Raw genomic sequence first — 24,366 nt, forward strand, 5'->3', positions numbered from 1 at the left:
ACACCGTTATGGTGTAGAGGGAGCTTTTTCTATTAGTGATTATAAGCGATTGTAGCAGAATATTTGGACTCGCCTGCGTCATTAATTGCTGTTATTTTGTAGTACCCATTATAGGCCGCTGCGTAGTAGTGATACTCTGTTCCGTTTTCGACAGTTCCGAGTTTCGTATAGGTGCCTTTTTCTTTGTCGCTGAAGTAAACGACATATTGCTTCACCTTATCCTTCGCGTCGTTGGCTTTCCAGGTCAAGACGAGGCTTGCGCCATCAGCTTTCGCCTTAATGCCTGTTGGGGCTGCTGGCGCATCCTTAGCCGTTGGTTTGGATGTACTTGTACTTGTACCTCCGCCATTATTCGTGCCTGTTGGCGGCGCTGATGCGCCTGGCAGCAAGTTTCCGCTTCCATCGATCCCAGGGATGATGAGTGAATCTAGCGAGCTTCCATCTGAGTAAGTGGAGCGACTCGGCGTTGATTCTTTGCCAGCGACATCGACAGCCGTTACATAATACCCTGTAATTAGGTTAGTCGCTTGAGGCTGATCCACGAATTTGGCTTCAGCTCCAGCAAGCACAACTTTGCCTCCCAGAAGCATGAATTTGCCATTATTATCGGAGCGATAAATCCGATAGCCCACAATATCGGCATCCGCATTCGGTTGGAATGTGATCGTCGCTGTATCACCTGATTTGGTCATGGCGACATTGGTTGGAGCAGGAGGCACTTTGCCGTCATCGACCCGAGGATCTGGATCAGCAGGAGCATCGTCGTCATAATCGGTTGGTTTGTAGAATTCGATGGGCTTTCTGTTTTTCTCAGGCAGCTTTAGCATCGCTTCGTCGATTTCTTTCAACAACTGCGTAATCGATTTCTGACGTTTGATCACGACTTTCTCTTGTACGAAGTCAGCTGGTGTGCTTTCTTGCGCCATGTAGTTCAATCCGTTAAACGAGCTAATTTTCATTTTGACCATCACGTTATCGGTTTCGGTTGGCAAATACTTCTTGTTGAAAATATCCGTTACGAGATGATCGGAGCTTGTAGTTAATTCGCTCGGCAGTAGACCAGATAAGCTGGAGACCGTTGCTGATACGATGCCATCTGGCTTCGCAAACGTTTTGTTCGGGAAGAGTTCAGGCTTTTTCTCGATTGTTTTGTTCATGATCAGCGCCCAAATATCTTTGGCGTGATACGTTTGTTTCGTTGATCCGAATGTAGGACTTACTAATGTTGCCGTAGACAATTTATATATTGGCTGATCATAACCGATCCACACGCCAACTGTAATATCAGGGGTGAAGCCCATGAACCAAGCATCTGCATCATCTTGTGTTGATCCCGTTTTACCCGAAATTTCAATTTTGCCATATGATTTGAATTTGGCCATCAGATCAGTGGCAGTACCTTCTTTAACGACCGTTTTCATCATATCAGTAATGAGGTAAGCTGTTTGCGGCGAGTAAACCGTCTGCGGCTTTTGTTCATGTGCATAAATGGTCTTGCCGTTCGAATCTTTAATTTCACGAATTAAGTACGTTTCATTGAACACGCCTTTATTCGGAATAGACGCATAGGCGCCAGCCATTTCCTTCACAGATGTTCCTCGTTCCAGCCCTCCGATTACACCAGTCTGAGCGACGTTGTCTGCTTTCGTTAGTGACGTGATGCCAAGCTTCTTCACAAAGTCCCATGCTGGGCCAATACCGACTTTATTCAGGAAAATATCGATAGCTGGAATGTTGTAGGACTGATTCAAAGCTTTCCGTGCGGTCATTAATCCATGGAATTTATGATCCCAGTTCTCAGGCAAATGGAAACCTTTCACGCCGTCTTTCAAAATGATCGGGATATCATCTACGGTACTTCCTGGCTGAATTGCGCCTTTCTCGAGAGCTGGAATGTAAGCTGCGATAGGCTTCATTGTAGATCCAGGCTGTCTGTAGGCTTGCGTTGCGTGATTCAATTGTTCGTCGAAGAAGTCACGACCTTCAATCATTCCTTTGATCGCGCCTGTTTTGGAATCAATCATGATGGCGCCAACTTGTTCAATGCCGCCTTTTTTCTCATCCGTTGGGGCGAAATTCTTCTCGTTGCTTGAAATTTCATGCATACTGTCATAGATCGTTTTATCAATGGTTGTGTAAATTTGGTAGCCGCCGCGTAACAATTGCGTATGTATATTTTTCAATGCATCATTATAAGCGGTTGCGTTCGTTTTCGGATCTAACTCAGGTCGCTGAATTTTCAATAGGATTTCGGCAGCTTCCTGTTCCGTTTCAATCATCAGATACGGATAAGTGGTGTACGCTTTTTGAGCCGCTGCTGGCATAGCCGCTTTCAGATCAAATTTAAGTGCTGTTTGATACTGATCGTTCGTAATTTTGTTTTCTTCAAGCATCCGTTTAAGAACTAACTGCTGACGAGCAACAGCTTTCTTGTAGCCTTCCTCATCGAAGGAAGGTTTGCTCGTAAACGCCGAGTACTGTGAAGGGGATTGCGGTAGTCCAGCTAGATAAGCTGCTTGCGCAATGTTTAGCTTTTCCAAGTCATCAATGTTGAAAATCCCTTTGGCTGCCGCTTTAATGCCGTACAGATTGTAACCCGTCGCTCCGTTCCCATAAGGGATCTTGTTCAGATAGGCGAGCAAAATTTCATCCTTAGACATGATGCGTTCCATACGCAGTGCCAGTAGTAATTCCCTTGCTTTACGACCATCGTCCCGATCTAATGTTAGGAAGACGCGTCGAGCCAACTGTTGAGTAATGGTACTGCCGCCCGTTTGCACGTCTTCATTCAGAAGCTTCTGCGTCACAGCGCGGTAAAGTCCGCGGAAATCGATCCCGCGATGGTTGTAGAAGTCAGTGTCTTCAATAGAAAGCACCGCATCTAGCAAAATTTGAGGGATGTCGTCTAGTTTGGCAAGCCGTCGATCTTCCTCGGTCCGTAATTGACCGATAACCGAATCATCATTGAAATAAGCGAACCCGGTAATCGCGTTTTCTTGCATCTGTTGGCGTATGGCTTCCTCGCTTCGGATTGGATCTTTCTTTACAAGTGCACTTACATATCCAAAAGCGGCAGAACCACCTAGCAGGCCAGCCAGAAAAGCGCAGATAACAGCCCATTTTAAGGTAATCCCAGTAACTTTTAACGTTGTTCTAACCCAAGGTTGATTCCATTTCGCGAAAAAATTGCGCATAAGTTCCAATATCCTCCTTACATGAACCCTCATAGTATACCATATTTGCAACTTTTGCGGTAATTCAGACGAGAGAAAGGTGTGGCAGACGTTTGACAAGCTGTTGAAACCTATGTTATAACTTTTACAAATGCGAAGATGGATCAGCAGTAGGTAGCTTGTGGTTGCTTTCAGAGAGCCGGTGGTGGGTGAGAACCGGTACCTGCAAGTTAGTGAATTACGGTCTTGAGCAGCGAATGGGAACGTACAGGCATGCCTGTATCAGTAGTGTTTGCCGATTAAACCTCGTTATCGGTTGTTGAGTGAAAACAGCACATTACGTCGATCCCTTCTGGTATAGAAATACGTAGGCGCTGTTTTAATTAGGGTGGTACCGCGAGCTAGTCTTCTCGTCCCTTGTGGATAAGAAGGCTTTTTTGTATTTTTATTTTAGAAAAAGGATGGATGATTATGAGTATCTTGAAGGATCTTGAATTTCGTGGCTTGCTTCATCAAATCACAGACAGAGAAGGCTTAGACAAGAAGTTGAGCGAAGAGCGTGTCGTTCTGTACTGCGGCTTTGACCCTACGGCGGATAGCCTGCACATCGGCTCACTTCTGCCTATTTTAACATTGAGACGGTTCCAGCTTGCTGGTCACATTCCTTTGGCGCTTGTTGGCGGCGGGACGGGACTTATTGGCGATCCAAGCGGAAAAGCGAATGAAAGAACGCTGAATGGCCCTGAGGTCGTTGAGGCGTGGTCGCAAAGCATTAAAAATCAACTATCCCGTTTTCTCGACTTCTCAAGAAACATTGAAAACAGTGCTGAATTGGTCAACAATTACGATTGGCTTGGTTCCTTGAATGTCATCGAGTTTCTACGTGATGTGGGTAAAAACTTTACTGTGAACTACATGCTCGCGAAGGATTCTGTAGATTCCCGGATTACGAAAGGAATTTCCTTTACTGAATTCAGCTACATGATTCTGCAATCTTACGATTTCTTGAAATTGAGCGAAACGAAAAATTGTTCCTTGCAAATCGGGGGCAGCGATCAGTGGGGGAATATTACAGCGGGGCTGGAGCTGATTGGCAAATCGACGGACCGTCGTGCCTTTGGTGTGACGTTGCCGCTTGTAACGAAGAGCGATGGGCAGAAGTTTGGGAAAACTGAAGGCGGCGCGATCTGGTTGGATGCAACCAAAACATCCCCGTATCAGTTCTACCAATTTTGGCTGGGCACAGCTGACAATGATGTGATTCGTTTCTTGAAATATTTCACCTTCATCAGCCATGAAGAAATTGAGCGTCTAGAAGGTGAAGTGCAAGCTCAGCCTGAGAAGCGTGAAGCTCAGAAATTGCTGGCTCGTGAGGTAACGCAATTGGTGCATGGGGAAGAGGCATTAGAAAGTGCGCTTAACATTACTTCAGCGCTATTCAGCGGGAATCTCCAAGAGCTAACGCGCGCAGAAATTGAGGAAGCGTTTAAAGATGTGCCGTCCACGACACTTGAACAAGCAGATGTGCCGTTGATTGACCTGTTAATCTCCGTTGGTGCAGCGCCATCCAAGCGTCAAGCTAGACAAGATTTGGAAAGCGGTGCGGTGTCCGTCAACGGCGTGAAAGTCACAGATCTTGAAGTGACGGCTGGGCAGCTTGGCCGATTAGGCGAGTCGTACCTCATTATTCGCCGCGGGAAAAAGAATTACTACCTAGTGAAGCTGGCATAGCCGCATACCAACATAAAAACCCCCTTAGGGAATTCCCTAAGGGGGTTGCTCTTATTAACGGCTGTAGAACTCGACGATTTGTTTCTCGTCAATTTCTTGTGGAAGTTCGGAACGTTCTGGCAAACGGATGTATTTACCTTCTACGCTTGCGTCGTTGAACTCAAGGTAAGTTGGAAGGTGGTTACGGTTTGCAAGAGCTTCTTTAACGGAAGAAAGACCTTTGCTTCTTTCGCGAAGTGCGATAACGTCGCCAGTGGAAACGATGTAGGAAGCGATGTCTACTTTTTTACCGTTAACTGTTACGTGACCGTGGGAAACCAATTGACGTGCACCAGCACGGGAGTTAGCTAGACCAAGGCGGTAAACCAAGTTGTCAAGGCGGCTCTCAAGCAAGACCATGAAGTTCTCACCCGCGATACCTTTAAGCTTGGAAGCTTTGTCGAACAAGTTGCGGAATTGTTTTTCGTTCAAGCCGTACATGTGACGAAGCTTCTGCTTCTCATTCAATTGTACGCCGTAACCGCTCATTTTTTTACGTTGTCCTGGGCCGTGTTGACCTGGAGGGAATGGGCGTTTCAAGTCTTTACCGTTACCGCTCAAGGAAATACCGACGCGGCGGCTTAGTTTAAATTTAGGTCCTGTATAACGTGACATTTAGGGAAAACTCCTTCTCATGACAATTAGTTTAGTAAATAGCATCTAGATGTCAGGGTGAAGACAAGTGCCCGATTTTGCTTACGAATCAACATGTGATTCCCTGTCAAGAGTAGTTCAGCCGCTGTCTTGGCAGGAGCAAAAGCAGTGAGGGTGATCACAAATGGCATTCACCGAAATCATGGTGTTACTCGACTTCTAATTTTATTAAAAACTATGGCTAGTGTCAAGTCTCATCTTGCAAGCAACAACGTAAAATATCGTGCAATAGACAAGGAAAAATAGTATGATAGAAGAAGCTAATTCTGATTTTGGTACTTAAGGACTATTGTGTGTGAGTGAAGGAGAGCCTATGAGAGAACTTCGCAGCATAAAAGAGCATAGCCGCCATGAACACTATGAAGTGTTTCTTCATCAAGGTTTTTTACTTTCTGGCAACTTGCCATTCGAGGGATTGTTGACGATCCCAAGTTTGCAGGAATCCTTCGCGAACTGGCAAGATCAATTTGGCCCCATGATGCTGCCGCCACAAAGCGCATTGATCTGCGTAGATACGCAAATGTGTGTTGTGGATGCCTGTTCGAATGGAGCATCGTCGATTCAAGATTACTTACAAACTGGCTTCTCTTGGCTTAGAGAGAAGTGTGGAGATAACCCGTTCCATCATTGCAAGAATAAGAGACAAGCGCTGTATATGCCAGGTAACGAATGTCCTGAGCAAGCATTTGAGCCTTACCTAATTGGCGTTACGCCAGTCTTTGATGCGCAAAATCAGATTCATTTTTATTTGGGACTATTCACCCAATCCCTTGCTAATTTGGATGAGACTGTGCAAACGTTATACCGTCTTGCACTTTCGATTCAAAGCTCCCTTCGCTTCGTCGCGGAAAACAACCGATACGTACATTTGGAAACGCTGCATCATGCTAGGGAAGCGGAAACCAAGAAGCACACGATCCTGTTCGAAGCTTCGAAGAAATTGCATGCGCAGATCGATGTTCACTCTGTTTTGACCGAAGTGATTGATTGTTTAGGATTGGTTTATCCGAACATTCGCGTCAAAATTTTACTCTCACAAGATAATGACTCCAATAATGTATCCGTAAAGCCGTTAAACTTTGATCGTTCGGAGTCGGACTTGCGGACACGGGCTTTCATGGAAGGCCAAGTCATATTTGAGCCGACCACAGAGGGCAGCGGTCCAAGGCCTGGCAACATCGCGGCGCCTTTATCAGGCAAGCAAGGGGTTTACGGTGTTCTGTATATGGAATCAACCGATGACCCGATCGATGCTTCCGACTTGCAATTCATCTCATTACTCGCCGATTCGGCAGGTTCCGCTTTCGAAAATGCCAAATTGTACGAACAATCAAATCTCATGATTAATGAGCTGCGGCTCATCAATGAAATAACGAAGCAGCTTAATCAAAGTTTGCGTCTAAATGAGATTTTCAATTCAGCATCAAGTGAGATTTTAAGCATATTTGAAGCGGACTATAGCTGTATTCTGCAGTGCGCCAAAGATAGTGACCAGCTCATTGTTCAAGCAACGAATCTGCCGGCAATGTTTCACGAGACGTTCACCTTGGATCAAGGATTCTCGGGGCTGATCTACTCTTCGAAAGAGCCGATTATTATTTCAGATTATTGGAGTAATAATAAGGTGAAGTCGAGTTTCATGCAGCGTACGAATGCAAGATCATTGATTGGTTCTCCTATCTTGGTCAATGGCAAAGTTGAAGGCGTCATTCTCATCGTTCACCGGCTGCCGAACTTTTTCTCTTATGATAACTACAAGCTGTTGCAAGTGCTTTCTAGCCATATCGGACTGGCTATGACCAATGCTTCTCTGCACGCAGAGGTACGAAGAATGGTCATTACCGATAATTTGACAGGATTGTATGCGAGGCATTATTTAGACGAACAGGCGAATTTGATGCAAAAGAAAGACTTCTGCGGATCCCTGATCGTAGTTGATATCGATTATTTCAAACGCGTGAATGACTCGTACGGTCATCAAATTGGTGATCAGATTCTAATCCATGTGAGTCAGATAATTAAATCTTGTATTCGTGACAGCGATATCGCGGCAAGATGGGGTGGAGAGGAACTCGCGATCTACTTGCCTCAAGTTTCAAAAGATCAAACCATTCGGATAGCCGAACGGATACGAAAAAGAGTGTTTGAGGAAACGCATCCACAAGTCACTGTGTCGTGCGGCGTATCGGATTGGAACTGGGAAGAGGATAAGATCAGTGTCGAATCGCTATTTTATCGTGCTGATATGGCGCTATATCAAGCGAAAAATAATGGACGCAATCAAATTCGAATCGGGTAAGCAAGGAGGCGCTTGTTCTCGGACAAGCGTTTCTTTCATTTCATACAATGTGATAATGTTGAGAAAACTGATGCAAACAGAAGGTAGACATTCTTTAGAAATATGTCAATGAAGTTGGATAAAGATGTCCCCAGTTTTCTCTTTCCTGAACTTCTTGTTAAGTGTTACAATGGTTTGGTCTAGGGGAGGATGGTCGAATTTTGTCGGCAATATTAAAAAGTAAACGCACTGGATTTCTAATCCTATTAGGCATCGTTGTCATAGGCTTGTTGTATTTCTTCTTCTATAATCCTGTGGGGATTAAGTTAGCGCATAGTAACATGCGACAGTTGGCCGTGCATTTAAGGGAGATTGGGTGGCCAGGCAAAATTATTGGAATGGCATTGATTTTCTTTCAGACCTTTTTTCCTTTTATCCCGTTCGTTGTAGTGGCCGGCACGAATGTCGCGATCTTCGGCATTAAAATGGGGTTTCTAGTGAACTATGTCATGTCTTGTTTAGGAGCAGTAGCCTCCTTTTATTTTGCCCGATATTATGGACATGACTGGGTAGAGAAGAAGCTCGAGGGCTTCCCACTAGTGACCCAATTCAGCAAACGGATGGAGAGACACGGTTTCTTCTATGTACTGATTGGACGTCTCATTCCCATTCTGCCTTCTTCCGCAATCAACTTCTCAGCAGGGCTAACGCGCATGCGGTTTCGGCATTTCCTCTGGGGAACCCTTCTCGGGAAATTTCCCATCGTATTCCTGGAATCCATGATTGCGCATGATCTGTTCCATTTCCAGAAATATAAAGGAAGACTGCTCGTTCTGCTTGGTATTCTAGTTCTGTTATTACTACTTGGTAATAGCGTCAAGAGAGCGCTTGCGACCAAGGCGAAATAAAGGGCTTTCTTGGAGAATGCAGGAAATTTTCTAGTTGCTTTCCGTTGGGATTCCAAGTTATCATAGAGAAAGCAAGACGACCAATTGTGACTATAATGGAGGAATGAGATATGCCAAGCGCTAATAATGCAGCAATTGTTGAGATTTCCCAAACAGCTAATAAATTCAGATCATCCATCGTTCTTCAATATGACAATAAGTATATCGATGTGAAAAGTATTTTAGGCTTGTTCACAACGTTAATCAGCTCCAGCAACTATGATTTGCACGTTCATGGTCCAGATGCGGAAGAAGCGAAAGCAGCGATGGCTGAAGTGTTTGCGAAGCACAATTTGGGTGTAAACGTCGTTCAAGACTAGTTTTTAATGAAAAGAAGGTATCCTCAGAATCTCTGAGGGTACCTTCTCTTGTATATTACTCCAATTTCGCTTAATATAGATCATATAAGGACGGATGACTTTGCGTATAGGGGGAAGTTGGGAATGTCTTCATCTGATCTACTGTTAGACATGAATCAAAAGGCGCTTAATCTTCTTCAAGAAGATGCAGATAAAATCGAGAAGCTGATCGAAGTACAGATGGAGAACTTGACGACACGTCAATGTCCGCTATACGAAGAGGTATTAGATACGCAAATGTATGGACTATCGAGAGAGATTGATTTTGCCATTCGAGCGGGACTTATTACAGAGACGCCTGGTAAACAAATTCTCCATAAGCTTGAACGTAACCTTGCGCAACTGTATGAAGCGTTAAACAACAAAAAGTAACCCATAGGGGTTACTTTTTTTGTTTAAATTACTATGGATCCCTGTCCACGAGTACGGGACTGCCTTACTATACGAGGAAGAATACAACGCCAAGGATGATGTAGACGAACAACAGCAGTAATCCTTCGTACCAGTTCGTAGAGCCATCTTGGGTAATGGACTTCGTAATGAACACCGAGACACCAATCGCAGCAATTTCATATTTGGTGAATACAATATTCATAGGTGTGCTGCTGACGAAAAAGCTGAGCAGAATGAGCACTGGCGCAACGAATAGCGCGATTTGCAAAGAACTTCCGATCGCAATTTCAACAGCTGCGCCCATTTTGTTTTTCATCGCCATCATGACAGCGGCACTATGTTCAGCTGCGTTCCCAATAATCGCGATGAGGAAGGCACCGACGAACAGCTCGGACAACCCGAATTTGTGCGTTACTTCTTCCAGTGTTCCGACCAGCCATTCACTCGTAAAAGCAACCATCACAGTAGCTAGAATGAGGAATAGGATGGACACTCCTTTGGACCAAGCAGCTTCACCGTGTTCAATCGCTTCATCAGAGAGCACATTCTTGTGCGTCACCATCGAGAACAGGAGCCAGAGCAGGTAGGCTGCGATTAAGATAATCGCGACGATCATACTCATGGAGGAGTTTTCACTGGTCGTTAGGCCGCCTGTGAAGATCGCGGGTATGAAGAGGGCGACAACGCCGAGAATCATCAAGGAAGAGTTGTGAGAAGCGAGCTTAATATTGAACGACTGCTCTTTGAATTTTAAGCCGCCAGCGAAGATGCTGAGTCCTAGAACGAGCAGCAAATTCCCGATGATGGCACCAGTAAGACTGGCTTTTACCACGTCATAAAGTCCATCTCGAACTAAGAAGAAGGCGATGATGAGCTCCGCCGCGTTCCCGAAGGTGGCGTTGAGGAAGCCTCCCATTCGTTCGCCCGCGTAATGTGCAACGCTTTCCGTCGCTTTGCCCAGGAAGCCAGCCACGAAAACGATCGCGATACAAGCTATAACGAATTGTGTTGTCGTATTGAGGTGCGCGTAGTGTGCTGTGCCAGCGGTAAGAAAGGACACGATCAACCCGATGTAAAACAATTTTCCTTTCAATGATAACCCTCCGAATCGTATGTATTGGAACTTTTTAACTTCTTTTACTATACCGACTTTACGCCCTAAAGTAAATTAAAATGGAGACTCTTGCGCTGATCTTGCTTTCATCTTTTGTTCTTATTACAATAGATTTATACCAAGTTTAGGGAGTGATCCGTATGTCCGAAGACAATCAAACTGGCTTAATTCGTATTTCTGATGACGTAGTATCGACAATCGCAGGGCTTGCAGCGCTAGAAACAGCAGGCATCGCAGGAATGTCTGGTGGCATTTCGGAAGGCTTGGCTAAGCGTCTTAGCGGCAAGAATGTACAACGCGGCGTATCCGTTGAAGTTGGACAAGTTGAAGCTGCGATTGACTTACGTGTTATCGTGAAATATGGTTCCCGTATTCAGGATGTATGCAGAGACCTCCAAGAGAACGTACGGGAAGCTGTTGAAAATATGACAGGCTTAACGGTAGTCGAAGTGAATGTGAAAGTGGAAGGTGTCGCTTTTACGGAAGAAGAAATAGAAGAGCAGCTTCGTGTAAAATAAGGCGCTCAAGAAGAAAAGACCCGTTCGACGTGAAAAAATCATGTCGAAACGGGTCTTTTTTTGGTTTTCGCTGGTGCCTCTTTGCGCGCTTGCCCTAGAGGTTGCGATTGCTCGCGGGAGATGCCGAGGATGATGCCCATACTGAAGAGGGAAACCATCATGGAGGATCCTCCCGCAGATATAAAGGGGAGCGTTACGCCTGTAAGCGGAATCGTGTTCGTCACACCGCCAATATTAATAAAGGCTTGTATCGCAAACATGACCATAATACCTACACCGGCTAGCATCCCGAATAGATCTGGACATCGCACAGCTATGACGATCCCTCGCCAAATGAAAATGAGATAGACGAGCAGGAATACCACGCTGCCGATAAATCCAAGCTCTTCACCGATAATGGCAAAAATAAAATCGTTATGCGCTTCTGGTAAATAATGCAGCTTCTGAATGCCTTGTCCGAATCCAGCGCCGGTTAGACCGCCATGGCCGAAGGCGTACAAAGATTGCACGACCTGTAAGCCACTTCCTTGCGGATCGGCGAATGGATCCATAAACGAGGTAATCCGATTGAGCCGGAAGTTCGAATCCGTATTGCCAAATGCAAGGTACATAAGCACGGCAATGCCGACAACGACGGCGCCGATCATGCCTAGAAAAAAGATATGCTTCAGATTGGAACCGCCGACCATAATGACGATCGCTGAGCAGGAAAGCAGAATCATACAAGAGCCGAAATCGGGCTGAAGTAGAATCAATCCGCACACAAAGCCAACGATCACAATGGCAGGGAATAATCCCTTACGGAAATTTCGAAATTTGTCTTCCTTCTTGCTAATGAGTGACGCCAAATAGAGAATGACAATTAATTTAGCGAACTCGGTAGGTTGAATTCCGTACTTTCCCAACGAGAACCAACTGCTCGCACCGTTTGCCTTACTCGTAAAAATAACGGAAATTAATCCGAGTATGACGAAGAAGAAGGCTGGGAATACGAATTTCTTCAGCTTGGTGTAATGAATATTCATGCAAAACAACATTCCGATGGTCCCGATCGCAACCGCGAACAGCTGCTTTCTCGTAAAGAACCAGGGGTCGTCCCACCGGTAGGCGCTGGTCATTGAGCTTGCACTGAATACCATGACAAGTCCGAAGCAGACAAGTACGAAAGTTAATAAGAGCAGCAGAAAATCCGGTGTTCCTCTGCGAGGTGGATTCATGCTGAGCCCTCGCCTAGTCTTTTAGTAATTGTTGCAGTTGATCTAGTTTTTGTTTGGTGATTTTCAATACGTTCTCAGGAATTGGTGAGTTGTAATCCAAACCGTGAGGGAACGTTTCTTTACCTATGTAAGCTTCTTCTAGATAGAGCACAGCATAAGGGGACTCCAATTTGCCTGTTTCTACACGGGCATTCACACGCAAGAAGTAAACAGCTTTGCTTGCTTTATCTTCCATTTTAAAATCGTAAGTTGCACGTGTATATTCCCACTGCCAACGTACGAAACCAAGTTTAGTTGTGACTTCATCCAGGTGAGCCAAATCACTTTTTAGACCTTTTAGGCCAGTTGCTTCAATAATCAATTTTAACGCCTCCATATTGTACGTATGCATTCTTTACTCATGATAGTATGTTTCAAGAGGTTCTGCAAGTCGATTACCCAGTGTAAATTCTAATATTTGATGGCACTTTAGAGATGAAACGCGAACTTATATTTGATAGAATAGATGCCAAGACAAGATTCGTACAGAAATGCAAGAGAGTGAGAACGGGAGGTTGAGGTTCCATATGAACAATATGCACGATGATCTCCAAGCCATATATGAAGAAATGGTAGGGTGGAGACGTTATTTACATCAAAATCCAGAGCTATCTTATCAGGAATATGACACAGCGGCATTCGTCGCTAAGCACCTAGAGAGTTGGGGGATTGAAGTTCGGACAAGCGTTGGAGGAAACGGTGTTGTCGGTTTGCTCCGCGGCGGTGAACCAGGTCCTACGGTTGCCCTTCGCGCTGATATGGATGCATTGCCGATTCAAGATGAGAAGAGTTGCTCATATACGTCAACCAAGAAAGGAATTATGCATGCTTGCGGGCATGATGCACATACCTCGACGCTGTTGGGGATTGCGAAGGTAGCTAGCGTCCGTCGCGCAGAGCTCAAAGGCAACTTGGTGTTTCTGTTCCAACATGCGGAAGAAATATCACCTGGCGGCGCGGATTCCATGATTAAAGCAGGCTGCTTAGACGAGGTAGACGCTGTATTCGGCGTTCACTTGTGGACACCTTTCCCCGTTGGACATGTGTACACGCGCCCTGGAGCTTTCATGGCTGCTCCCGATGAATTTACGATTCGCATTCAAGGAAAAGGCGGACATGGCGGACTACCGCATCAGACGATCGATAGTGTGTATGTCGCATCGCAACTGGTTGTTAATTTGCAATCCATTGTGAGCCGGCAAGTCGACCCTGTTGACCCCTGTGTCGTGAGTGTTGGTTCGTTTCACGGAGGTACTAGCTTTAATGTGATCGCGGAAACGAGCGTGCTTAATGGCACTGTGCGCACCTTCAATCCAGCGTTGAGAGATGACGTTCGAGAGCGGATGGAACGCATCGTGAAAGGGACATGTGAGATAGCACAGGCCACGTATGAGTTCGAGTATAAGCTAGGCTACCCAACCGTGATTAATGACCTCAAGGAAGCGGAACGCTTCGCGCGTGTAAGCACGGCCATGTTTGGTGCTGAGCATGTGCACGAATCTCCCCTTATTATGGCCGGAGAAGACTTTGCCTATTATTTGCAAGAGCGACCTGGGTGTTTTATATTTGTTGGTGCTGGTAACGTGGAGTCAGGAATCATTTATCCGCATCACCACCCGAGATTTGACATCGACGAACGATCCATGTTGCAGGCAGCCAATTTACTGCTCGCCATGGCTTTGGATTATATGGCATGAATAACGTCCCCGCTTTGGCGAATGCTAGTGTAGCAATCATTTGTCTGCCACACATGACGCTGAAGGAGGATGTAAAAAATGGCGAACAAACAAGTGAAAGATATTATGAGCACAGATTGCGTTACAGTTACGCTGCTGGACAATGTATTTGAAATTGCGCTGAAAATGAAGCAGCACGATATTGGCTTTGTTGGCGTGGTGGACGGCAAGAAATTCATCGGAGGCGTGACGGATCGTGATCTCGTAGTTCGGGGTTATGCTGAAAAGCATTCGGGGTCTACGGCTGTTGAGACCGTCATGACGAAGGATATGAAGACAATTGCTCCTTCTACAACAGTGGAGGAAGCTGCTAAGATTATGGCGCAAAATCAAGTACGACGCTTGCCTGTACTCGAAAATGGGGAACTGGTCGGGATCGTTGCAATAGGCGATTTGGCGATTCGCGGCAACTTTGAGGATGAGGCAGGAGAAGCTTTAAGTCAAATCTCACAAGAAAAGACACTTGTAGGCAGCCATGCTTAAGGAAGTAGGATAGGAATAGTAGCTTTTCCAGATATCTGGGGAAGCTGCTATTTTTATTTTAAACTTTACGAAAGAGCTTTAAGTAAGCGATAATAGAAGCGAAACAGAATGAAGGAGGCCGTTAGAGAATATGAAAGATAACGGAGAAAGCGCTTCCATTGGTTTTGTTATTTTTGATGCAAACTTTTATTATATTTATGCCAATCAATATGGTGCTGCTATTTTGAATCGATCCCAAGAAGAATTGAAAGGTCAAATGGCGTGGACGGTATTTCCGGCCGCGATTCGCCATGCTTGCTACAATTACTTTCATCAGGCTTTGAAGGACAATAAAGAAATCACTTTTAAAGAATTCGTGAAACCATCCAATCAGTGGGTGCATGTGAGTGTGTACCCTGTGGATGGGAATTTGCATATTATCTTCCAAAGCACGTATCACATGGAGAATCAGCCTCTCAATGAAAATGAAGTATTTGAAAACTATACGAATCATGTGCAAGACCTGATCACACTCACTTCCGAGGATGGGATTATACTTTATGTATCACCTTCCATCCAACAACTGCTGGGCTTCGGTGCCGAGGATATGTACGGTGCCAACGTTTTTTCCTTTTGCCACCCTGAAGATCTGGAAGCTCTGATGCGCATTTTCGATCATAATCAAATGGAGTTAGATCAGGGCACAATCACCTGTCGTTTCCTACATAAGCATGGTTGGTACGTATGGTTTGAAAATAACTTCAAATGGTTATTCCATGCCGATGGCAGTCGTTCGCAGAAACTGGGTATTTGGCGGGATATCTCAGCACGGAAGCAGGAAGAGGAACGGTTTATTCAGGCACAGCGCTTAGGTCAATTTGGTAGCTTTGAACGAGAACTGCATAGCAATATGATGACCTGGTCGGAAGAAATGTTCCGCATTCATGGCATTCAACCGACATCATCTCGTATCGATTTAAATGAGGTATATGCGTACATCCTGCCTGACGATCGGGAGAAGGTTGCTCTTTCTGTGAAGGAAGCTGTTCTGCTAGGCGAGTCTGATGTAACTTACAGAATACTGCGTCAATCCAATGAAATCCGGCACCTGCATAGCCAGATTGAACGCATTTTCTTGGACGGAGGACAAGTAGCGATTCGCGGACTCGCTCATGATATTACCGAATTCAAACAAATCGAAGATGAGCTTCTTCAAAGCAAAGCCAGGCTGGAAATCGCACAAGAGATTGCAGGACTGGGTCATTACGAATGGGATGTTATCAACAATCTAGTGACGATATCAGACGAGCTCCTGCTCATATTTGGCTATGAAGTTCCGCTTCAGAACATGCCCATAGATGCTCTATTGTATTGTCTACATCCAGATGATGATACTCTAATGCGAAACGCATTAAAGAAAGCCTTGCAGGAAGGGACATTAGATCTCGTCTATCGCATTATTATAGGAGATGAGGTACGTATTCTTCATACTTTAGCAAGAACGTCCTACGACGAATGGGGAAGGGCGCTGCGGCTTTTTGGCACTGTGCAGGACATTACCTTGCAGAAGCAGACGGAAGAGCTGCTGCGCAAAACAGAGAAGCTCAATGTGGCTGGTCAATTGGCGGCGGGTATTGCACACGAAATCCGTAATCCGTTAACGGCACTTAAAGGGTTTGCTAAGTTGATGTGTACCGCTAATGAAGAAAATAAGCAGCGCTACTATCACATCATGCAGGAGGAGTTTAATCGCATTGAGTTGATTCTAGGCGAGCTGCTGATTTTGGCGAAGCCGCAAGTGGTTGACTATCGCCCGCATGATCCGCTAGCCATATTGGACGAGGTCATTCAATTACTCAGTACCGAAGCGATTTTGAATAATGTGATCATTGAGCTGAAAGCGATCACAGAATTACCTTATGTGAATTGCGAGCGAAATCAATTAAAGCAAGTTTTTGTCAATGTGATCAAAAATGCCATTGAGGCGATGCCGAAAGGCGGCGGAATTACGATCCATGTTCAGAAGCAAGGGAATTCCGTCGTGATGGACTTTATTGACCAAGGTCAGGGCATAGCGGAAGATCGACTGCCACGTATCGGGGAACCTTTTTATACAACGAAGGAGAAGGGGACAGGCCTGGGTCTAATGGTTAGCTTCGCGATCATCGAAGAGCATCATGGTCACATTAGCTATCAAAGTAAAGTGGGCGTTGGTACGACGGTCCATATTAAGCTGCCTGCTGTTCTACCATGAAGGAATCCACGATTTGCGTGTAACTGTCAAAGTTCGCAATAAGGTAGTCAATCTGCGACAAGATGCCTATTCTTAAATATGCTAAAGTGAAAACGAGCATAATCATTGTGAATCTGACAAGAAAAAGGTGACGTACAGTGGAGAAAGTAAGAATTGGTATTATTGGTCTCGGCAACATGGGAACGGCACATGCCAAATATTTGGTGAACAATGAAGTTAAAGGCGCTGTACTTACAGCGATTTGTGAACCGCGTGAAGACCGTCTGACATGGGCCAAAGAAAACCTAGGCGAAGGTGTTCAGTTATTCGATAATTTGGACGATTTCTTCGCTTCAGGTACGGTTGATGGGGTACTGATCGCAACACCTCATTATGATCACCCAGGTACAGCCGTTCGCGCTTTCCAAGCGGGACTTCACGTTATTTGTGAGAAGCCGGCAGGTGTGTATACGAAGCAAGTTCGAGAAATGAACGAAGCGGCAGCCGCTTCTGGCAAAGTATTCAGCATGATGTACAATCAACGTACGAATCCTTTATATAAAAAATTAAAAGATCTAGTATCCTCTGGTGAACTCGGTGAAATCCGCAGAACGAATTGGATCATCACGAACTGGTATCGCTCCCAGAGCTACTATGATTCAGGCGGCTGGCGCGCGACTTGGGCTGGTGAAGGCGGCGGCGTACTTATCAATCAAGACCCTCACCAACTGGATCTATGGCAGTGGACAATTGACATGATGCCGAAGCGTGTTCGCGGATTCTGCTACTTCGGTAAGCACCGCAATATTGAAGTAGAAGATGATGTAACTGCATTCGTTGAATATGAAAATGGGGCAACGGGCCTGTTCGTAACAACGACAGGTGAGGCTCCAGGGACAAACCGTTTTGAACTGTCCGGTGACCGCGGCAAAATCGTGATTGAAGACGGGAAATTAACGTTCTGGCGCTTACGCGTATCCGAAAGAGAATTTAACGAAACATACAAAGGCGGCTTCGGCCAGCCGGAATGTTGGAAATGTGAAATCCCTGTTGAAGGAACGGAAACTGGTCATAAGGGAATTACGCAAAACTTCGTTGACGCCATCCTGCACGGAACACCGCTAGTGGCTCCTGGCGCAGAAGGCATCAAAGGATTAATGATTTCCAATGCGATCATGTTGTCCACATGGACTGATAACTGGGTTGATCTGCCGATTGACGAAGATTTGTTCGAGCAGCATTTGCAAGAGAAAATCAAGAACTCCAAAGCGACCAAAGAAGCGAACAGCTTCAAAACGCTGGAAGTCTAAGAACGAAGAGCGTGGGGGAAATCCGATATGCAAAAAAATGATGGCATGAATTACGCCCCGAAGGGGAAGCCGAACCTCGTTGTTCAAAAAGGGGAGTTCACCTTCGCGGTGATCGCGCTGGATCATGGTCATATTTATGGGATGAGCAACGGTCTTCTGGAAGCGGGTGCGGAGCTGAAATGGGTTTACGACCAAGATCCAGCGAAAGTTGCTGCTTTTGTAGAGAAATTTCCGCAGGTGAAAGTCGCAGCTTCTGAGCAGGAGATTTTCGATGATCCTGAGGTGAAATTAATCGCCGCTGCCGCAGTTCCTTCCGAACGTGGACCGCTAGGTATTCGGTCGATGAAGGCTGGCAAAGACTACTTTACGGACAAGACGCCATTCACTTCTTTAGCTCAACTAGCCGATGCCAAAGCAGCGGTTGAAGAGACGGGACGTAAATATACGGTTTACTTCAGTGAACGACTACATGTGGAAAGCGCCGTGTTTGCTGGTCAATTAATCGAAGAAGGCGCGATCGGGCGCGTTGTTCAAGTCATTGGACTTGGGCCGCATCGGTTGAATGCGACGAGCCGTCCCCACTGGTTTTTTGAGAAGGATAAATACGGCGGTATTCTTTGTGACATCGGCAGTCATCAAATCGAACAATTCCTGTATTATGCGGGCTGTAAAGATGCGACGGTCGTTAGCAGTAAGGTAGCGAATTACAATGCGAAGGATTATCCTGAGCTTGAGGATTTCGGTGATGCTACGCTGATTGGCGACAATGGGGCAACGAACTATTTCCGAGTAGACTGGCTGACACCAAGCGGTTTGGGGACATGGGGAGACGGACGAACGCTGATTCTTGGAACGGAAGGCTATATCGAGCTGCGTAAATATATTGATATTGCGCGTGATCCGCAAGGGGATCAGCTGTATCTCGTCAATCAACAAGGAGAAAAGCACTACAGTCTGCATGGACAAGTAGGCTTTCCTTTCTTCGGTCAGTTGATTCTGGATTGCATCCATCGTACGGAAAATGCGATGACGCAGGCACATACGTTTAAAGCGGCAGAACTTTGCTTGCTTGCTCAAGATAAGGCTGTTCGTGTGGAGTAGTTGCACACATCAGATGAATGAAATTGTTCATCGGCACAGATAATTGCCGTTTGGCATGATAGCATAATTGCACACTTAATTTAAAATGCGGGTAGCTTAACGGCAGGATCGTTAGCTGCCCGTTTTTGATTTCGGAAGTAACCGTGGTGCGAGGCAGCAAGCAGATCCCAAGACCATGCATGGCGCATTTTTTAATCGTTTCATAGTTATTAATCTCGTAAGTTAGTGTATATTGCACATTGTGTTTGCGCAGCATCGTTTCAAACAATTTGCGGCAGCGCCCGCCAGAGATGGACATCAGAATTTCAGCACCGTTCAGATCCTCAGGGACGATGGCCCCATGGACGGCCAAGGGATGGTCTGGAGCCGCGACGATGACAAATTCTTCTTCTTGTATCGTTCGAAAAATTAAATCGGGATCGTTCATTTCACGATCGACGATAAACCCCAAATCGCATTCTCCCGCCTTCAATGCGCGTGTCGTATCATTTTCCAATAACTCATTGATCGAGATTGTAATGTTCGGGAAATTCTTCTTGAAAGCGCCAAGGAACGGAGGCAGCATGTAGGAAAAGAGGGTCGTCTCGTGCGTCCCGATCATGAAACTGCCCGTCGTTTGGCCCGCCACATTAATTTTCGATTCTTCGAACATTTTCATCATTTTGGCCGCATACCGCAGTAAAATTTCCCCCGCAGGCGTCGGTCTCATCTTTTTATCAATACGTTCAAAAATTTCCACACCATACTCAAGCTCCAGCTTTTGAATTTGTGAGGTTACACTCGATTGTGCGTAGCCCAGCTTTTCGGAAGCTTTCGTAAAGTTTTGCCATTTGGCAACTTCAAGAAGAGTTTTGTACAACGTTAAATCCATGAAGTCCGCACCCCCAATTATCAGAAATTTCGATCGAATCGATCATTTATTATAGATAACTCGTATCGTTCCAGTCATGATACAATCATTCCCAACCAAAGGATGGGGGGATTTACCATGTGGAACTTATACGATATAGAGAAAAGATACGAGGCTCATATGAAAGAGGTTGAACACCGTGCGAGGCAAGCTCACTGGTACGTGTACGCTAAAGAGGATAGAAAAGCGCTTCTACCTAGTGCTGTGGTCCGTTGGGTGTCGTTCATCGCGATGATCCTCATCGGCGTTTTCACGGTTTTTGAACTCTTTTGAGATACGTTAGCACGGGGGCCATGTTTAAATCAAGTACTTTCCCTTCATACTAAGGAAAAAGAAGGGAGTATGCGATTTATGAATGATCCTTCCAAGCCTCTGATGATTCAAAGTGATTTATCTGTTCTGCTCGAAACGCATCATCCCGAATTTGAAAAGCTCCAGGGCAAGCTGGCTAGATTTGCGGATTTAGTCAAAAGCCCGGAGCATCTCCATACATATCGCATTACCCCCTTATCGCTATGGCATGCCGCAGCGGCAGGAATGAAATTGGAAGAAATGACGTCTTGCTTGCAACAGTATGCGAAATTTGGCGTACCGCCGTCTGTAATCAATCTCATTCGAAAATATACGAATCGTTACGGGCTTCTGCGTTTACTGCATGTGGGGGATGAACTCTTCTTAGTCAGTGATGATACCGTGGTGTTCAAGGAAATCCGTGCGCACGAATCGATTCAAAAATATGTAATGGATACCCGTGGCGAACGGGCTATTGCTATTTCACCGCAGTATCGCGGGATTTTGAAGCAAGAACTGACCAAGCTGGGCTATCCCGTTGAAGACCTAGCGTCCTATCAGGAGGGTGAATTTCTCAAGATTGCATGGCGGGAGGAAGACCAAGTCGATGAACCTTTTCAACTTCGCGATTATCAAAAGCAAGCGGTAGACGCCTTCGGGCAGGTGGGGCATGGCGGGAGCGGAGTGTTGGTGCTGCCTTGCGGAGCTGGAAAGACGATTGTCGGAATTGCTGCGATGGCTAAGGCGAGCTGCGCCACATTGATTCTGACTTCGAATGTGACATCGGTGAAGCAGTGGAAGCGGGAAATATTGAGTAAGACCGGCCTCACGAGCGATCAAGTTGGCGAATATAACGGCTCTACGAAAGAGATTAAGCCGATTACGATCGCTACGTATCAAATCCTTACGCACCGCGGCAGCAAGGAGGGTGACTTCTCGCATTTGCGACTATTTCGCGAGCGGGATTGGGGACTCATTATTTATGACGAAGTCCATTTGCTGCCTGCTCCCGTTTTTCGGGCAACAGCGGAGATCCAGGCGATTCGCAGACTTGGGTTAACGGCGACGCTCATCCGTGAAGATGGTCTCGAAAGTGATGTGTTTTCGTTGGTCGGGCCTAAGAAATATGACATGGCTTGGAAACAGCTTGAAACCATGGGCTGGATCGCTAAAGTGACATGCCAAGAGGTGCGTGTGCCGCTCTCTGCCCCGGACCGTGACTTATATTGCGCTTCCAGCGCTAGGCATCAGTTCCGTCTTGCAGGGGAGAATGTGACTAAGCTGGCAGTCATTGATCACCTGCTCAAGCTTCATCCCGAAGAACCTACACTGATCATTGGTCAATATATTGATCAATTGGAGCAGATCGCGGCACATACAGGTGCGCCAATGATTTGTGGTACGACTCCGCACGATCGGCGAGAGGAGCTCTATGAGCAATTCAAGAACGGCCAGCTTCCGCTGCTAATCGTGTCTAAGGTAGCTAACTTCGCCGTGGATCTACCTGATGCTGCGATTGCAATTCAGGTATCGGGAAGCTACGGGTCGAGGCAGGAGGAAGCCCAACGGCTAGGTCGAATCTTGCGGCCCAAGCGTCATGGCGATAATAAAGCTGTCTTCTACTCCTTGGTGAGTTCAGACACGAAGGAACAGGATTTTGCTCTCAAGCGGCAGCTTTTTCTCATTGAACAAGGCTACCATTATGAAATCCAGACTTGGGATCCGTCTGCGAGCGGGGGAGGGGTACATCATGAGATATGAGCAAATTGAGAGAAAAATGCCGCATGCTTGGAGGCAGCTGATCGTCACACAGAGTTGGTGCGCAAATCTGCATCAAGCTGACAAATCTTTGGCAGACTTGCTAACGACGCCTGACAAATTGGCCATGCTGCTTGAAGTACTTACGTCGAATGAGAGAAAAACACTTCAGCTCGTTATGTCAAGCTTCGGTTGTATGCCTTTTACGGCAGAGAAATTGGAGAGGGAAGCTGCGCTCTCCTTATCAGGCGCTCAAGTGAGCTTAAGCCTGCTAGGGCTTCGCCGCTATGGGATTCTTGTTGGTTTTCGCAAATCATGGGGAGATCAATTGTTCATTCTGCCAGAGGATGCTTTTGATGCATGGCAAGCGCTCTTGTTTCCAACTTGCTTATTGCAAAGCGGTGTTACCGAGATTGAATTAGGGAGTCATGGTGACTTTGATGCCAGTATGACGTACTCAAGAGGATTGGCGCAGGAACTGTTTCACTTTCTAGAAAGCTGTTCACGTCAGTCGGTGCTTCCTTTAACGAATAAAGGTACCCTCCATAAGAAGCAACTGAGTAAACTGACTGAACATGTGAGCTTGCCGGGCACGATTTTGTCACGTTCTGGACTGAAATATGCATTTATGGACGTGTATGATGAACCCGCGGCGTTTCTACTTGAAATCGCGATTCGAATGGGCTTTCTATATAAGAATGAGCAGGGGGACCGCTTTCTGCTTCATGAAGATAGTCTTCGCAGGTGGCTGCACGGTTCATTTGTGGAGCAACAAGGGCAGCTCTACGACATTTGGCGGGGGATGATGAGTCCTGCATTTGTTTGGCTGCAGCATGCGATGGCTCTCATGGAACGTACAGTGGATGAGCGTTGGTATTCCGTGAATGAACTGCTTCAAGTGATTCATGAGGGATGTTCGAGTTCAAGCGGATATCAGCAAATAGAGGACACGGTCCTTCGTGAGGAATTGATGGCATCTTGGTTGTCGCCTTTGGGAGATTTTCGTTTCGTTGAACTGACTAGAGGCGTAAATCAAGAGATTTGGTTTCGTTGGCTGATTAAGCTTAAGCCTCGTCAGCCCGAAAAAGAGCTAGCTATAGTATCTGGTCAACGTGAACAGAGTCCACCGTCGATGTATGTTCAGCCTGATTTTGAAATACTAATAACGCCAGATGCCACGCTTCATACGGAGTGGGAGATCGCGGCTTTTGCTGATCTGATTAGCTCTGATGGGGTGAGGATGTATCGCTTAACCAAAGAAAGCTTTCAACGTGCACTCGATCTGGGCTGGGCTAGCACCGATGTCATTCGCATTTTGCAAGCTCATGCGTATTATGACATTCCTTCTGGTTTTATTTTAACGTTGCAGCAGTGGGAGGAGCAGAAAGACAAGCTATATATCGAGGACGTGACCCTGCTCCGCTGCAAGTCAGTCGAAATCGCGGACGCTTTGCTTCGCCATGAGAAATGCCGTTCCTATTTAGGGGAGCGCATTGGAGAGTCATCTTTTATCGTTCCGCAAGCCTCTCTTAAACATGTAACGAAATGTCTAGAGTCGATGGGCTTCCATCCTAATGCCAAGCGACAACCTAAACCCAATCAAACTGGCGATGCAGCACGGAGTCCGATAAATGCCACCGCTTCTTGCGAGCCTACTTCTGCGCTAGATCCGATCGCTGGGCCGTGCTACTCGAGGGATACAATTGCCATCTATGACATCGATCCGCATCTGCCGCGTCAAGAGGACTTGTATCCCAACATGGCGCACATTCCCGCGAGCTGGATTCAGGAGTTTCGAGACTATCACCCTTCCACACGGAAGGATATGATTCGGAAAGCTATTGAGTGGCGAAGCTTACTCCAAGTTAGGAAAGAAGGACGTGATTGCTTCATCATTCCTCGGATGGTACGGGAAGAACGGTCAGGTTGGATGCTCGAAGGTTGGGAACACTATCGAGAGATTTCACTTCGGGAGGATGAGTGGAACGAGATGAAGATCATTTTACCAGGCATCAACGACGGAGCCTTGTGAGAAAAGGAAGAAACTCTTCGCAAACTGTGATATGATAGTGGTGTTATAGACTTTTTTGAGAGAAGGATGGG

At 46.1% G+C, this 24,366-nt stretch carries 20 protein-coding genes and 1 other annotated feature; of the genes, 14 read left to right on the forward strand and 6 right to left on the reverse strand.

Going from position 1 to position 24,366, the window contains the following annotated elements:
- Nucleotides 1-32 precede the first annotated feature (32 nt).
- Nucleotides 33-3,194, reverse strand: coding sequence for a transglycosylase domain-containing protein (locus tag MJB10_RS10755; protein WP_314804656.1), 3,162 nt, complete (start codon nucleotides 3,192-3,194; stop codon nucleotides 33-35).
- A gap of 126 nt (nucleotides 3,195-3,320) precedes the next feature.
- Nucleotides 3,321-3,594 (forward strand) — a binding site (T-box leader).
- Between the two features lie 50 nt (nucleotides 3,595-3,644).
- Here MJB10_RS10755 and tyrS point away from each other — a divergent pair.
- The gene (gene tyrS / locus MJB10_RS10760) at nucleotides 3,645-4,904 is read left to right on the forward strand and encodes a tyrosine--tRNA ligase (RefSeq protein WP_314804657.1); all 1,260 of its coding nucleotides are present in this window, start codon (nucleotides 3,645-3,647) and stop codon (nucleotides 4,902-4,904) included.
- Between the two features lie 54 nt (nucleotides 4,905-4,958).
- Here the strand turns inward: tyrS and rpsD are convergent, their stop codons facing one another.
- Nucleotides 4,959-5,558: a 30S ribosomal protein S4 gene (gene rpsD / locus MJB10_RS10765; RefSeq protein WP_314804658.1), complete on the reverse strand. Its 600-nt coding sequence runs from the start codon at nucleotides 5,556-5,558 to the stop codon at nucleotides 4,959-4,961.
- A 352-nt stretch (nucleotides 5,559-5,910) separates the two neighbouring features.
- On the opposite strand from rpsD, the gene MJB10_RS10770 reads away from it, so the two are divergent.
- The 4 genes from MJB10_RS10770 to MJB10_RS10785 all read left to right on the forward strand — a co-directional run bounded on the left by MJB10_RS10770 (nucleotide 5,911) and on the right by MJB10_RS10785 (nucleotide 9,553).
- Nucleotides 5,911-7,896, forward strand: a complete 1,986-nt coding sequence (locus MJB10_RS10770; RefSeq protein WP_314804659.1) for a diguanylate cyclase domain-containing protein — start codon at nucleotides 5,911-5,913, stop codon at nucleotides 7,894-7,896.
- Between the two features lie 200 nt (nucleotides 7,897-8,096).
- The gene (locus tag MJB10_RS10775) at nucleotides 8,097-8,783 is read left to right on the forward strand and encodes a TVP38/TMEM64 family protein (RefSeq protein ID WP_314804661.1); all 687 of its coding nucleotides are present in this window, start codon (nucleotides 8,097-8,099) and stop codon (nucleotides 8,781-8,783) included.
- Nucleotides 8,784-8,893: 110 nt separating this feature from the next.
- The gene (locus MJB10_RS10780) at nucleotides 8,894-9,142 is read left to right on the forward strand and encodes an HPr family phosphocarrier protein (protein WP_314804663.1); all 249 of its coding nucleotides are present in this window, start codon (nucleotides 8,894-8,896) and stop codon (nucleotides 9,140-9,142) included.
- Nucleotides 9,143-9,265: 123 nt separating this feature from the next.
- On the forward strand, nucleotides 9,266-9,553 hold the full coding sequence (locus tag MJB10_RS10785; RefSeq protein WP_314804664.1) for a YlaN family protein: 288 nt from the start codon (nucleotides 9,266-9,268) through the stop codon (nucleotides 9,551-9,553).
- Nucleotides 9,554-9,620: 67 nt separating this feature from the next.
- Here MJB10_RS10785 and cax read toward each other — a convergent pair whose 3' ends face one another.
- The gene (cax, locus tag MJB10_RS10790) at nucleotides 9,621-10,667 is read right to left on the reverse strand and encodes a calcium/proton exchanger (protein WP_314804666.1); all 1,047 of its coding nucleotides are present in this window, start codon (nucleotides 10,665-10,667) and stop codon (nucleotides 9,621-9,623) included.
- 161 nt (nucleotides 10,668-10,828) lie between these two features.
- Here cax and MJB10_RS10795 point away from each other — a divergent pair, with 161 nt between their 5' ends.
- Entirely contained in the window at nucleotides 10,829-11,206 is a 378-nt protein-coding gene (locus MJB10_RS10795) for an Asp23/Gls24 family envelope stress response protein (protein ID WP_314804668.1), read from the forward strand.
- Between the two features lie 38 nt (nucleotides 11,207-11,244).
- Here MJB10_RS10795 and ftsW read toward each other — a convergent pair whose 3' ends face one another.
- Nucleotides 11,245-12,423 (reverse strand): putative lipid II flippase FtsW, encoded by a 1,179-nt coding sequence (gene ftsW, locus MJB10_RS10800; protein WP_314804669.1) that lies wholly within the window; start codon nucleotides 12,421-12,423, stop codon nucleotides 11,245-11,247.
- Nucleotides 12,424-12,436: 13 nt separating this feature from the next.
- Nucleotides 12,437-12,784, reverse strand: coding sequence for a YugN family protein (locus tag MJB10_RS10805; protein ID WP_314804671.1), 348 nt, complete (start codon nucleotides 12,782-12,784; stop codon nucleotides 12,437-12,439).
- A gap of 205 nt (nucleotides 12,785-12,989) precedes the next feature.
- Here MJB10_RS10805 and MJB10_RS10810 point away from each other — a divergent pair, with 205 nt between their 5' ends.
- The 5 genes from MJB10_RS10810 (at nucleotide 12,990) to MJB10_RS10830 (ending at nucleotide 19,304) form a co-directional block, all read left to right on the forward strand.
- A complete protein-coding gene (locus tag MJB10_RS10810) occupies nucleotides 12,990-14,159 on the forward strand; it encodes a M20 family metallopeptidase (RefSeq protein WP_314804672.1) in 1,170 nt (389 codons plus the stop codon).
- Between the two features lie 78 nt (nucleotides 14,160-14,237).
- On the forward strand, nucleotides 14,238-14,681 hold the full coding sequence (locus MJB10_RS10815; RefSeq protein ID WP_314804673.1) for a CBS domain-containing protein: 444 nt from the start codon (nucleotides 14,238-14,240) through the stop codon (nucleotides 14,679-14,681).
- 130 nt (nucleotides 14,682-14,811) lie between these two features.
- Entirely contained in the window at nucleotides 14,812-16,914 is a 2,103-nt protein-coding gene (locus tag MJB10_RS10820; protein ID WP_314804674.1) for a PAS domain S-box protein, read from the forward strand.
- 137 nt (nucleotides 16,915-17,051) lie between these two features.
- Entirely contained in the window at nucleotides 17,052-18,203 is a 1,152-nt protein-coding gene (locus MJB10_RS10825) for a Gfo/Idh/MocA family protein (protein WP_314804675.1), read from the forward strand.
- Between the two features lie 27 nt (nucleotides 18,204-18,230).
- A complete protein-coding gene (locus tag MJB10_RS10830) occupies nucleotides 18,231-19,304 on the forward strand; it encodes a Gfo/Idh/MocA family protein (RefSeq protein WP_314804677.1) in 1,074 nt (357 codons plus the stop codon).
- Here MJB10_RS10830 and MJB10_RS10835 read toward each other — a convergent pair.
- On the reverse strand, nucleotides 19,249-20,175 hold the full coding sequence (locus MJB10_RS10835) for a LysR family transcriptional regulator (RefSeq protein ID WP_314804679.1): 927 nt from the start codon (nucleotides 20,173-20,175) through the stop codon (nucleotides 19,249-19,251). The genes MJB10_RS10830 and MJB10_RS10835 overlap by 56 nt on opposite strands.
- Before the next feature lie 117 nt (nucleotides 20,176-20,292).
- Between MJB10_RS10835 and MJB10_RS10840 the strand changes: the two genes are divergently transcribed.
- The 3 genes from MJB10_RS10840 (at nucleotide 20,293) to MJB10_RS10850 (ending at nucleotide 24,295) form a co-directional block, all read left to right on the forward strand.
- Nucleotides 20,293-20,487: a hypothetical protein gene (locus MJB10_RS10840; RefSeq protein ID WP_314804681.1), complete on the forward strand. Its 195-nt coding sequence runs from the start codon at nucleotides 20,293-20,295 to the stop codon at nucleotides 20,485-20,487.
- Nucleotides 20,488-20,556: 69 nt separating this feature from the next.
- Nucleotides 20,557-22,266: a DNA repair helicase XPB gene (locus MJB10_RS10845; RefSeq protein ID WP_314804683.1), complete on the forward strand. Its 1,710-nt coding sequence runs from the start codon at nucleotides 20,557-20,559 to the stop codon at nucleotides 22,264-22,266.
- Nucleotides 22,256-24,295 carry a helicase-associated domain-containing protein gene (locus tag MJB10_RS10850; protein WP_314804684.1) on the forward strand — a complete coding sequence of 680 codons (2,040 nt, stop codon included), beginning with the start codon at nucleotides 22,256-22,258 and terminating at the stop codon, nucleotides 24,293-24,295. The genes MJB10_RS10845 and MJB10_RS10850 overlap by 11 nt, the downstream gene beginning before the upstream one ends.
- The last annotated feature ends 71 nt before the right edge of the window (nucleotides 24,296-24,366 follow it).

The sequence above is a fragment of the Paenibacillus sp. MBLB1832 genome (genome assembly GCF_032271945.1).
Taxonomy (GTDB): Bacteria; Bacillota; Bacilli; order Paenibacillales; family NBRC-103111; genus Paenibacillus_E; species Paenibacillus_E roseopurpureus.